General features: G+C 46.4%; 11 protein-coding genes. 4 read left to right on the top strand and 7 right to left on the bottom strand.

Annotated features, from left to right (window positions below):
* Window positions 1-1,848, top strand: a 1,848-nt coding sequence (locus A1D16_RS19020) for a ribonucleoside-diphosphate reductase subunit alpha (protein WP_290712458.1), incomplete at its 5' end; no start/stop codon positions are given.
* Window positions 1,849-1,935: 87 nt separating this feature from the next.
* Here A1D16_RS19020 and A1D16_RS19015 read toward each other — a convergent pair.
* Together A1D16_RS19015 and A1D16_RS19010 are read right to left on the bottom strand one after the other, a co-directional pair.
* Window positions 1,936-4,353, bottom strand: coding sequence for an outer membrane beta-barrel family protein (locus A1D16_RS19015; RefSeq protein WP_290712456.1), 2,418 nt, complete (start codon window positions 4,351-4,353; stop codon window positions 1,936-1,938).
* A gap of 132 nt (window positions 4,354-4,485) precedes the next feature.
* The gene (locus tag A1D16_RS19010) at window positions 4,486-5,808 is read right to left on the bottom strand and encodes a DEAD/DEAH box helicase (RefSeq protein ID WP_290712454.1); all 1,323 of its coding nucleotides are present in this window, start codon (window positions 5,806-5,808) and stop codon (window positions 4,486-4,488) included.
* A gap of 66 nt (window positions 5,809-5,874) precedes the next feature.
* Here A1D16_RS19010 and A1D16_RS19005 point away from each other — a divergent pair, with 66 nt between their 5' ends.
* Complete coding sequence (locus A1D16_RS19005) at window positions 5,875-6,351, top strand: hypothetical protein (RefSeq protein ID WP_290712452.1); 477 nt, start codon at window positions 5,875-5,877, stop codon at window positions 6,349-6,351.
* A gap of 26 nt (window positions 6,352-6,377) precedes the next feature.
* Window positions 6,378-6,764 (top strand): SRPBCC domain-containing protein, encoded by a 387-nt coding sequence (locus tag A1D16_RS19000; protein WP_290712450.1) that lies wholly within the window; start codon window positions 6,378-6,380, stop codon window positions 6,762-6,764.
* Between the two features lie 6 nt (window positions 6,765-6,770).
* Here A1D16_RS19000 and A1D16_RS18995 read toward each other — a convergent pair whose 3' ends face one another.
* The 4 genes from A1D16_RS18995 to A1D16_RS18980 form a co-directional block, all read right to left on the bottom strand.
* A complete protein-coding gene (locus A1D16_RS18995; protein ID WP_290712448.1) occupies window positions 6,771-7,667 on the bottom strand; it encodes an aldo/keto reductase in 897 nt (298 codons plus the stop codon).
* A gap of 1 nt (window position 7,668) precedes the next feature.
* On the bottom strand, window positions 7,669-8,877 hold the full coding sequence (locus A1D16_RS18990) for an RtcB family protein (protein ID WP_290712446.1): 1,209 nt from the start codon (window positions 8,875-8,877) through the stop codon (window positions 7,669-7,671).
* The gene (locus tag A1D16_RS18985) at window positions 8,862-9,185 is read right to left on the bottom strand and encodes a hypothetical protein (RefSeq protein WP_290712444.1); all 324 of its coding nucleotides are present in this window, start codon (window positions 9,183-9,185) and stop codon (window positions 8,862-8,864) included. Before A1D16_RS18985 ends, A1D16_RS18990 begins: the two co-directional genes overlap by 16 nt.
* 238 nt (window positions 9,186-9,423) lie before the next feature.
* A complete protein-coding gene (locus A1D16_RS18980) occupies window positions 9,424-10,677 on the bottom strand; it encodes a T9SS type A sorting domain-containing protein (protein ID WP_290712442.1) in 1,254 nt (417 codons plus the stop codon).
* Between the two features lie 45 nt (window positions 10,678-10,722).
* Here A1D16_RS18980 and A1D16_RS18975 point away from each other — a divergent pair, with 45 nt between their 5' ends.
* Window positions 10,723-11,409, top strand: a complete 687-nt coding sequence (locus tag A1D16_RS18975; RefSeq protein WP_290712440.1) for a M57 family metalloprotease — start codon at window positions 10,723-10,725, stop codon at window positions 11,407-11,409.
* Window positions 11,410-11,488: 79 nt separating this feature from the next.
* On the opposite strand, the gene A1D16_RS18970 is transcribed toward A1D16_RS18975, so the two are convergent.
* The coding region (locus tag A1D16_RS18970) for a hypothetical protein (RefSeq protein WP_290712438.1) at window positions 11,489-11,751 on the bottom strand (263 nt) is incomplete at its 5' end.

The raw sequence follows: 11,751 nt of genomic DNA, 5'->3' as shown, positions 1-11,751 counted from the left end.
TATATGCGGGTGGCCATTGGTATTCACAAACAGGATATGGAACAGGCTATTAAAACCTATCACCTCATGAGTGAACGCTGGTTTACCCATGCAACTCCCACCCTGTTTAATGCCGGTACGCCCAAACCACAGTTGTCGAGCTGTTTTCTGCTAACCATGAAAGACGATAGCATAGATGGTATTTATGATACCCTTAAACAAACCGCTAAAATATCACAGAGTGCGGGTGGTATCGGCCTGGCTATTCATAATATTCGTGCAACCGGTAGTTATATCGGTGGAACCAATGGTACCAGTAACGGAATTATTCCTATGCTGCGGGTATTTAATGATACCGCCCGGTATGTAGACCAAGGCGGTGGCAAAAGAAAAGGAGCATTTGCTATTTACCTGGAGCCCTGGCATGCCGATGTGTTTGCCTTCCTTGACCTCCGTAAAAATCATGGTAAAGAAGAGTTGAGAGCACGCGATCTGTTTTATGCACTCTGGATCCCCGACCTGTTTATGAAAAGAGTGGAAGAAAACGGCGACTGGACTCTTTTCTGCCCCAACGAAGCACCCGGCCTGCAGGATTGTTTCGGAGATGAATTCGTAGCCCTGTACGAGCGCTATGAAAAAGAAGGAAGAGGTCGCAAAACCATTAAAGCACAGGAACTCTGGTTTGCCGTACTGGATGCACAAATCGAAACCGGTACTCCTTACCTGTTGTACAAAGACGCTGCAAATGGCAAGTCCAACCAGCAAAACCTCGGAACCATTAAAAGTTCCAATCTCTGTACGGAAATCATGGAATACACCGATGCCAACGAGGTAGCTGTATGTAACCTGGCATCCCTTGCCTTACCAAGATTTGTAAATGAAGGCAAATTTGATTTCGAAAAATTATACGAGGTAACCTACCAGGTAACCATCAACCTGAATAAAGTAATTGATGTAAACTACTATCCCGTAGAAGAAGCCGAACGCTCTAACCTGCGTCACCGCCCTATTGGATTGGGAGTACAGGGGCTGGCAGATGTATTCATACTGCTACGCTTACCGTTTGAATCGGAACTGGCGGCTATCCTTAACCGCAATATTTTCGAAACCATTTATTTTGCTGCTATGACGGCCAGCAAAGACCTGGCAAAGACACAGGGTGCTTATGAAACTTTTGCGGGATCGCCTCTGTCGAAGGGTAAATTCCAGTTCGATCTGTGGAATGTTACTCCTTCGGGCAGGCATAATTGGGAAACCCTGCGTAAAGAAGTAATGGAATTTGGAGTACGTAATTCATTACTGGTAGCTCCTATGCCAACCGCTTCCACTTCGCAGATCCTGGGAAATAATGAATGTTTTGAACCGTATACCTCTAATATTTACAGCCGCCGGGTATTGAGCGGAGAATTTGTGATCGTAAACAAACACCTGTTGAAAGATCTGGTAGCCCTTGGATTATGGGATAATGATATGAAAAACCGGATCATTGCTGCCAATGGATCTATTCAGCAAATCACCAGCATACCGGAAGAAATTCGCGAACTGTATAAAACAGTATGGGAAATAAAACAGCGGACCCTGATAGATATGGCGGCCGATCGGGGTGCCTATATCTGCCAGAGCCAGAGCCTGAACTTGTTTGTAAGTAATCCCACTGCTTCCAAACTAACGTCCATGCATTTCTATGGCTGGAAAAAAGGATTAAAAACAGGCATGTATTACCTGCGTACCCAGGCTGCTGCACAAGCGGTTCAGTTTACGGTAGAAAAGCAGGGTGGAGAAAATATGACACCGGTAGTGGATCAGACAACTATTGCGGAAGGTGCGGTGTGCACGATGCAGGATGGCTGCATCAGTTGTGGCTCTTAATTTGATTAGTACAGGACACTCGAAAAACCAACCCGCTAAATGCAACGGCCCGAATTATTCGGGCCGTTTTTTATGGAAGAAGTTGGGTTATCCTTTGTTACCGGAATTCACATCGTCATTGCTGATTTTTTTTCGCTCCCTGCTGTTCATACGAGCCCCGAATTCCCAGTTAAGCGTCAGTTTAAATTCTCGCAGGTAATACCGGTTCCGGCTGTAAGAATAAAACTGTGGTGTACGCATTTCAATTTCCTGTGGTATATACGAATTAAATGGGTTCACCGCCAACAAGGTCAGCACCAGCTTCGGGGTAGCCCATTCTTTTTTGATAGCTGAACTGTAATAATACTGTTTGGAGGAAGCGCCCTGCAGTTCAATTTTCCGGGTATTTAAGGAACCCGCCAATTGTAAACTGTATTTCCTGGGCAATTTAAACGCCGTATTCAGGTCAAGGTCTGCAGCCCATCCATCCCTTACAATTTGCAGCGCATCACTTTTAAAAGAAAGATAGTTGATGTTCACGTTGCTGTTAATGCTCCACCAGGGCAAGGGTAGGCTGGTAGCAGAAAAATTAAGACCGTAACTTTTATTTCCAGCCAGGTTTTCTTTGCGGGAGGTGGAAATGCCATTTTCATCGGTTCTGCGGAAATCAACTATGCCATCTTCTGTATTTCGCCAATAGATGGCGCTGTTCATAAAAAAAGCAGATCCCAGGTTCAGGCCGTGTACGAATTCGAGTTGATGGGTTATTTCCGGGCTTAAGGAGGGATTGCCGGTTTCCAGGTTTTTAGGATCGGCCGCATTGATATTCGGGTTCATATCAAAGATAAAAGGGCGGGTAATCCTTTTCGTATAGCTAAGTGTAAGGGTCTGATCGCTGTTTAGTTTGTGCGTTACCGTTGCAGTCGGAACCAGGTTCCCGAACTGCTGTCCAAATCCTTGCCGGGCGGTTTCCAGTTCACCGCGCATAAGAGTGGATTCCCAGCGTATGCCAGCTTCCGTATACCATTTTTTGGTAATGGTACTCTTTAGCAGCCCATAGGCGGCCCATACTTCCTGCTTATTCCGGAACCGATCGGTCCGCTCATCTATAATAGACCAGGTTCCGCCCTCGTTGGCGCTTACCGTATACCGGTTATTGGCGTTCCGGCGAATGGCTTTGGCCCCGGTTTCGGCCGTGAAAATGCTATTGAGGGGATGTACGTAATCAAGCTGTAGCGTCCATTCATTGTTCCTTATTTTATTGGAATTGTCTTCCTGGTAAAAGATACGATTACCGGCATCGGTTAACTGGCTGGTATAGGGTTGGCTGCTGTTGCCGGGCGACCACTGCGCTTGTACCGTTAGTTCCTGACCGGCTTTACGGAATTTCCTGTTATACGCCAGGTTGATATCCGTGCTTAAGTACTGTTCCGCACTTTTTACCTGCTGCTGGTAAAATTCCTCCAACGTATTGTCTGAACGGAACGAACGGGTGCTTACCTGCTGATTGCCCGGCCAGTTTCCGATACTGCTGTTTATGCCCAGGCTCCACTCTGATAAGGAGTCGGGATTAAACACAATGGTTATATCGGCTGATCCGTGCGGGGCTGAATTGTCCTGCTTTATTTCCTGGTTGAGCCGGTTGCCCGCTATGCCATTCTCTAATTGTTGCCGTTCATATACAGCAGATTCCTTGATCCGCAAACGGTGTAAATGCCCGTGGAAAGAAAGATTCCATTTTCCGCTTGTAAATTCCAGCCGGGGGTTCATCATTTGTTGCATATTGCTGCCACTGAACTCTAACGCACCGGTAAAATCTTTCCTTCCTTTTTTGGTGATAATATTAATAACCCCGGCCGTTCCTTCAGCATCGTATTTAACAGAGGGGGTGGTTACAATTTCTACTGATTGAATGATTTCTGCAGGAATCATATTTAATGCATCGGAAGGGCTGCGCGCCATCTGGCCCGAGTACTTTCCATTAATCAGGATTTTTATGCTACTGCTGCCGCGCATACTCACATTGCCCTGTGCATCTACACTTAATACCGGTGCTTTCCGTAAAACATCGGCGGCTGTACCCCCTTTATTGCCGGGGTCATTACCGGCATTGTACACCAATACCCCGGGTTTCTGTTCAATCAGTCGTTTTCGCCCAACTATGGTTACGCCGGAAAGTTGTTGCCCGGTAGGCGTTAAAAGGATCTCTGCCAGATCCAATGGCTGCCTGTTTAACCGATTAATTGTGTAGAGGCGGGCAGCGTAGCCCATAGAACTGATCTCCAACTCAACACCGGCTTTTGTGCTAAGCAGTTTAAACAATCCCTTTTCATCAGAATAGGTGCTGGCCAGGATATTCCGGGAGGTATCGAGCAGGTTAATGGTAGCGTATACCACCGGTTTTTTCGTGCTGCTATCACTTAGCTTACCGGTGATCAGTAATTCGGCAGCCTCGGTCGACTGGGCTTTTGACAATAGGGGCATGAATACGAAAAGAGCAGCAAGAAATTTTACAACAGGCATCATCTGACTTATATACGGGTTAGAAAGGCAAATGTACCACCGGATAGCAAGCGGCGTTTTCTAATTCGGGAAAATCAGTACGCTTTTGCTGTTCCTGCCGGCCTTTCTGATGGCCGGTTCTGCCAGTAATTACTGCTATTTTGCAATTTCAATTTTAACCCGCTGGCCTTTGATCTTTTGTTTTTCGATCAGGGGTAGGGTGCGGCTCATTTTTGATTTCCTGATAGCTACAAAGGAGAAAAAATCTTTTACTTCAATAAGGCCGATATCTTCTTTCTTGAGTTCTCCTTTCTGCGTAAGAAAGCCAACTATATCTATTTTGTTGATTTTGTTTTTTTTGCCACCGGCAATATGCAGGGTTACCCATTGTGGTTTTTCTGGAACGTCTACCTTGTCCGGAACCTCCATCCATGCTGTTGCCGGATCAATGTATTCTGGAACCGACTCACCCGGGCCAATCAGTAATAGAGCCGTACCACTTGCTTCCATGCGGGCAGTTCGGCCATTACGGTGAATAAAGGATTCTTCGCTTAAGGGTAAATGATAGTGAATAATGTACCGGATATTCGGAATGTCGAGCCCGCGCGCAGCCAAATCTGTTGTTACCAGTATATTGGAAGTTCCGTTCCGGAATTTACAAAGCGCAGCATCCCGTTCGGGTTGCTCCAGTGCGCCATGATAAAATACATTCATCAATCCATTTTCCCTAAGGTATTCACTGGTGCGTTGTACCGCATCGCGGTGGTTTAGAAAAACAATCGTAGACCGGTTGCCCAGCGCACAGATCAGGCGAAAGAGGGTAGCCAGTTTGTCGGCATCCGGGGCTTTTACCAGTTTCAATGCCAGCGCTTCCGATGGTTCGCCTGTTAGAAAATTGAGGGTATGCGGGTTACTCATTTTTAGAAAGCGCGGTAATTCCAGGGCTTCGGTAGCGGATACCAAAATTCGCTTTTTTAGAGAAGGTAGGCTTCCCACTACAAAAGACATTTCTTCCTCAAAACCAAATTCAACCGACTTGTCAAATTCATCCAGCACCAGGGTATGAATGGTTTCGGTATGGATATTGGCTCTCCTGATATGATCGCCCAGCCGGCCCGGTGTGCCAACAATTATGGTAGGCGCTTCCAGCAGGTTGTTTTCCTCAATTTCCCGCTTATGTCCACCGTAACAAGCCGTAATTTTTAAACCGGTTCCCATTTTTTTGGTAACATCCTCAATCTGCAACGCCAACTCACGTGAAGGGGCAATTATCAACACCTGTGTGCCTTTGGCCTGTGGATCAACCTGATTTAAGATCGGCAACAGGAAGGCCAGGGTTTTTCCCGATCCGGTAGCCGATAAAAGGATAAGATTTTCATGCTCCCGGTTGGCAGCAATGGAGGCCTCCTGCATGGCGTTGAGCGATTTTATTTTCAACGCTGCAAGGATATTTTCCAACGAATAAAATGGTGTAGACATGGTGCAAAGCTACTTTAGTTTGGCGGAAGGGGGGTAAATTGCTTAAAACTATGTCGTAAAATAAGGATGAAAGCAGCTACCGTACACGAGCTAAAAGAAGCTTTACAGAGTCTTCCGGCAGGCAAATTGCTGGACATTACCCTTCGATTGGCTAAGTTCAAAAAAGAGAATAAGGAACTGCTTAGCTACCTGCTGTTTGAAGCCGAGGATACCAGCCGTTATGTGGGAGAATTAAAAGAGGAAATGCAGAAAGACTTTTCTTCTATGAATGTTTCGCAGGTCTATTTTGCCAAAAAAACACTCCGTAAAATTCTGCGCAATATTAATAAACAGGCCCGCTATATGACGGATAAAGCAGCCGAGGTAGAATTACTATTGCATTATCTCCGCCTGTTAAAAGACTCGGGCTTGCCGGTTACAAAAACACCGGTTCTGATGAATCTATACCTCGGCCAGTTGAAAAAGTCAAAAAAACTGATTGAGTCTCTGCATGAAGATCTTCAGTACGACTACCTGCGGCTCTGGAATAAACTGGCGGCCTGATGCCACCGGTTCTTTAATTTTACCACATGAAGGACTTTAAAAAATACTATACCATACCGGTGGAACCAGCGCAATTATACCTTGCACTGACCAACCCGGCAACCATTCAACTATGGACAGGCGAAAAAGCTGTTATGTCTGATGAGCCCGGCGCTGAATTTTCGCTCTGGGATGATAGCATAGTGGGAAAAAACCTGGAATTCGAAAAAGGGAAAAAAATAGTGCAGGAATGGTATTTTGGAGAGGATGCCGAAGCTCCTTCAATTGTTACCATTAAGCTGCATGAACATAAACAGGGCACATCCATGGAAGTACGGCAAACTAATATTCCGGACGATGCCTATGCCGATATTGTGGAGGGATGGGAGGATGTTTATATAGCTTCCCTGCTTGATTTTTATGCGGGTGAATAGGCGGGCTTAACGATGATCCGTATAAAAATTCACCGGGCTGGTATCGGCTAATGCCTGCAAGGCCTCTCTTGGTACAGTTTGCTTCAGGGCTCTTAAGGCTTCGTCTAACTGTTCCATGGTGCGGATACCAATAACAGCAGCGCTTACTGCAGCCGGCTGCAGCGCAAAATTTAGGGCAACGGTTGCGGGTGCAACTTCATACTGCAGGGCAATTTTTTTGATTTGTTCCTGCATTTGCTGGATGGCTTCCGGCGCCAGCGACAGGTAGGCGGTTGCCGCTTTGTTAATAAGCAGTCCACCTGCCAGTGTGCCTCTCGCCAATACGGAAATGCTGTTTTTCTCTAATAAAGAAAAACAGGTTTCTTCCGGTCGCCGGTCTGCTAAACTGTATTGCTGCATTACGCTGGATATGCGACTTTTTTCTACATAAGCCCGGATTACATTCGGGCGGATGGATGAAATACCATAACTACGGATCTTTCCTGCTGTTAATAGCAGTTCAAAGGCCTCTATGGTTTCTTCAATAGGGTCTTCGATGGTTCCGCCATGAAGCTGATAAAGATCGATATAATCTGTTTTCAATCGTTTAAGAGATTGCTCGGCAGTTTTCAGGATATAAGCTTTTCGCGGATTCCAATCCCAGCCACTGCCATCTTGGCGCCACTGGTTACCAACTTTTGTAGCCAGGATAATTTTAGTACGCCTGGCTGCAAGCAGGGTGCCGATCATAGCTTCATTAGCGCCTTGTTCATATAAATCTGCTGTGTCAAAATAATTGATGCCGCCGTCAATGGCAGCATCAATCAGGGAAGCGGCCGTTGATTGGCCGGCTTTCAGCGACATACAACCAAACCCTATGCGGCTGATCTGGAGAGCTGTTTTTCCGAGCTGGTGATAATCCATCTTATGTAATTTTTTGTCCGTCCATTCGTACAATTACAGGTTGAAAACTACCTAAAATTCTAACAAGATCCGTTTGACAAGCCATTACATCTTCGAGGTTCTTATACGCCTGTGGGGCTTCATCCACGCCTCCTCCCAACAGGGTAACACCTGCTTGTTTTAGCAATAATTTCATAGAAGAGCGCGTAATGGACTGGTTAGCCTGCGATCTGCTCATTTGGCGTCCGGCACCATGAGAAGCAGAATGCAGTGCGGTTGCCACTGCCTGCCCTTTTACAATATAACCGGGTGCAGTCATGGATCCGGGAATAATGCCCAAAACATTTTCTCCTGCCGGTGTGGCTCCTTTGCGGTGCACAATCAACTCCTCTCCATTTATTAGCTCTTTCCAGGCAAAATTGTGGTGGTTCTGAACGGTTACCACAGGTTTGCGACCCAATTGCCGGGCAATTTTTTTATGGATCACCTCGTGGCAGGCAGCGGAATAGTCTCCTGCCAGGTTCATAGCCGCCCAGTAACTGGCGCCGGCTTCTTCATTCAGGTACAGCCAGGACAAATGTTTCGTATTGTCATTGATCCGGCGGGTGGCAATAGCAATTTTAGTATACTGCTGCGCGATATTAGCCCCTAATGCCCTGGATCCTGAATGCGATAGAACGCCCAGCCATTCGCCGGGTGGCATTCCCAGAACCGGGTCCGTAGCGGTTATCTGTACTTTCCCGAATTCCACGAAATGGTTACCACTGCCCGAGGATCCCAACTGTTTCCAGGCCTTGCTGTGGAGGTGCCTGAGGAAGGGAAGTTCAGAAAACAGCGGATGCTCCATCACCGCATGATCGGAAGGCCGCTCAAATTGTTGGCCGCTTCCGAACAGGGTCTGCTCTTCCAGTATCCGTTCAAAAAAGCCGGTTTTTTGTTTTAATTCCACGCCTTTTAAGTCGTAGATACTAAGCGCCATACGGCACCCGATATCCACGCCTACGCCATAGGGTATGACAGCATTCCTGGTTGCTAATACACCGCCAATCGGCAGGCCGTACCCACCATGTGCATCGGGCATCAACGCCCCTGCAACACTTACCGGCAGGCGTGCTGCCTGGTACATTTGATGCAGGGCTGTTTCCTCAATATGCTTTCGTCCATAAATATGAAACCGTATGCCCTGCGTATTTTGCGAGCATTCATAGGAGCCCGTTAGTTCTTTTTCCATTTTTTTAAAGTTGTGGCGATTACCTTACGAAACCCGATCATAATTGTGGTTGGTATTTCGTACTTGGTGGTTGCCGTTTTCATAAATTCAGCCAGCGTAACCGGGCATAAGCCAAGGGCTTTTTCCCAGTTACCAGAATAAATAAATTTTACAGGAGGCAGCTGGCCTGGCCGGGTGCTGTAAAATTCTTCTGCATCGTAACGGAAATCTTTAACCAGGTAGGGCCGGGTAATTCGGCGATAACTGTACAGTATCGGATACAGGAATGTAGGTGCCTGTTTACAGGCAGTTTCAAGAAAAATGCGCATAAAAATTAATTGATAAGAAATAAAAAACCCCGCTTGAAAGGGCGGGGTTGTTATAGGTACAATGTACTTATTAAGTAGTTGATACAAACACTACCCCGCGCTGAAATACAGAGCCAGCAAGGCTTTCAGCAGGTTGTTTACTATGTTTGTTAAAGCGGGGCATTGTTTATTCGTTTATAATCTGAGCATTCAAAGATGAACTATTTTTTTGTATTTCAAAACATCTGTTGGAAATAGTTTAATGAATTACAAGACGGCCTGTTTTTATCCGGCGCTTGTTTTTATAGATATGATAGATATAGAGCCCCGCAGGCAAAGTATGCGTAGTTATTGATTGAACGGTTTCGGTTAAACGCAGTTGAACTAACTGTCGGCCAGTCATATCTGTGAGAATAAGAAAATTTTCGTCCGGGTTTTTTGATAGTATTGTTATGGGTGAACCCCGTCGAACAGGAGAGGGGAATACATAAAAATCGCTGGTGTTGAATTGGAAAACGGATTTCCAGCGCGTGGTATATTCCTTGCCATTGCTGAGTTGCAATACGGCCCGGTAAAGATTGAGTCCATCTGATGCAGGTGTTGTAATTGTGTAAACAGGTTCAGTTGCAACGGGCAGTATTTGTAAAGTGCGTATGCCGGTACTGGTTGCTTGTTCAAACCTTACTGCCGATACCTGGTAATTACTGCCAATTTCCAACTGAAGCCGGGCTGATCCGGTTCCGTTTGCATCCGCCAAAAAATTATTGATATAACAATCTGTTTGTTGATTCTGATAAGCAAATGCATAGGCTTTTTTCCCTTCCCGGCTAAAATCAAAAACTGGTGCAACAGTAAAATGAGTACGTGGATTGTCTTTTTTAGCCTGGATCAGCAGGGTGTCGGCCGTACGTAAAAAAGGCTCCAGTTTAGTACTGCCTACCGTGTATACTTGGTAGGCGCTTGCTTCCGGAACAGGATGCCAGTAAATAAGAAAGGAATCTTCACAATTAAAGCCCGTAAACAACCTGGTTTCCAGGTTAGCCGTTATAGTATCTGAAATATAGTGCCGGCTGGCTGTACTTAACCGAAACTCTAACTGGTTTATAGAAACCGGCACCGGCCAGCTAAACTGTTCTTTTCGCAGATCAATACCTGGTTGAATCAGTTCCCAGTCCTTCTCCGGGCTCCGGTAATACAGATCCGCTTTTGTAGTATCGGAGGATTCCCAACGGAGGGTATTTGCACGGCCCGGTGTTAACACATCACCTTTTAATGGATAGGTGAAGCGAACCTGATCGGCGCTGTCCATTTGAATGGCCAGGGCAAAGCCTTGCTTGTTACCTGTTAAAAGCCCGGCTTTTACCCGGATGCTGTAGTTACCGGCCCGGGGATAATCCAGCCTGATTTGTTCCGTATTATTGATGCTGTCTCTACCAGGTATTGCCGGCTTGTTCAGGTTTGATGCATCAGGATAATGGTCTAATACAAGCGGTAAAATGACTGATCCGCCCATACCTTCCAGGCTAAGGTCCAGGTTGATCCTATTTCCAACGATGTTATGAACAGTGTAAAAGCCCTTGGGTTTTCCACCCAGAACATGTATGCGTCTGAGGGCGGTTACATCGTGGAAGGTGATATTTTTCTATCATCTTCTGACCTTGGCAGTTCCCATAATGGCACTATTTTACGGGTAGGACAATCGGAGCAGTACCGAACCACCAACCTGGTTACAGGCTTACCCCGGGTAATTACCATTTCAGTAGACACTAAGCTGGCTGCTTCTTATGTATCGGCAACCGATGAAGCAATTGCCCGGTACAATGCAGAAAATCTTCAAATTTCATTCAGGCGCGTAAGTTCCGGTGCAAATATTGCCATAAAGGCGGCGCCCAGGAATGCGCGGTATCTGGCATCAGCTGGGTTCCCGACCAGTACGGGTAATCCCTATGGACAGGTTCTGGTGGCCGAACGCCAAATCGGAAATCAGCCGCAGGCAACAGTAGCTAGCATTCTTGCCCACGAAATCGGGCATTGTATCGGTTTCCGGCATACCGACTATATGGACCGTTCCTATAGCTGTGGGGGAGCTACCTCTAATGAAGGGGCATCTACGGTTGGCGCTATTCATATTCCTCGTACACCAACCGGTGCCGATCCCAATTCATGGATGCTTGCCTGTATTGGCAGCGGTCAGAACAGGCCCTTTAACAACAACGATAAAACAGCCCTGTCCTACTTATACTAACACTCGCCGGTGCTGTAAAAAGCAAGGCCGTTCGCTTTTGGCGAACGGCCTTTTTTATAGGGCAAACCTGTTAGCGATCTTATTGAATACTGTAATAGCCTTTTCTAACCGGGGAAATTGTACCGATTGCAAGTACCGTTGTGGGCGCGGGTAACTTTTGATTGTTTTTGCCGATAGAATAATAGCCCTTGGTTACCTTGGGTGCAGCAGGGTTGATAGCAGTTGTAGCAATTGGGTGCTGGTTGGCAGGTAAAGTGGCGGCTTTCTTTTTCATGGAATAAAAGCCCTTGGAAGCTGTTTTAACGGGCTTAGTATCCTGGGCTACTGCAGAACCGGCCAAGA

Source organism: Flavihumibacter sp. CACIAM 22H1 (assembly GCF_001601815.1).
GTDB lineage: Bacteria > Bacteroidota > Bacteroidia > Chitinophagales > Chitinophagaceae > Flavihumibacter.
This window is presented reverse-complemented; position numbering and strand designations above follow the sequence as displayed.

Coding starts and splice junctions, on each gene's coding strand:
- A1D16_RS18990 (WP_290712446.1), bottom strand. CDS start 8,877: ATGGAAAAAGAACTAACGGGCTCCTATGAATGCTCGCAAAATACGCAG.
- A1D16_RS19010 (WP_290712454.1), bottom strand. CDS start 5,808: ATGTCTACACCATTTTATTCGTTGGAAAATATCCTTGCAGCGTTGAAA.
- A1D16_RS18995 (WP_290712448.1), bottom strand. CDS start 7,667: ATGGATTATCACCAGCTCGGAAAAACAGCTCTCCAGATCAGCCGCATA.
- A1D16_RS18975 (WP_290712440.1), top strand. CDS start 10,723: ATGAACAGTGTAAAAGCCCTTGGGTTTTCCACCCAGAACATGTATGCG.
- A1D16_RS19015 (WP_290712456.1), bottom strand. CDS start 4,353: ATGATGCCTGTTGTAAAATTTCTTGCTGCTCTTTTCGTATTCATGCCC.
- A1D16_RS18980 (WP_290712442.1), bottom strand. CDS start 10,677: ATGGGCGGATCAGTCATTTTACCGCTTGTATTAGACCATTATCCTGAT.
- A1D16_RS18985 (WP_290712444.1), bottom strand. CDS start 9,185: ATGCGCATTTTTCTTGAAACTGCCTGTAAACAGGCACCTACATTCCTG.
- A1D16_RS19005 (WP_290712452.1), top strand. CDS start 5,875: ATGAAAGCAGCTACCGTACACGAGCTAAAAGAAGCTTTACAGAGTCTT.
- A1D16_RS19000 (WP_290712450.1), top strand. CDS start 6,378: ATGAAGGACTTTAAAAAATACTATACCATACCGGTGGAACCAGCGCAA.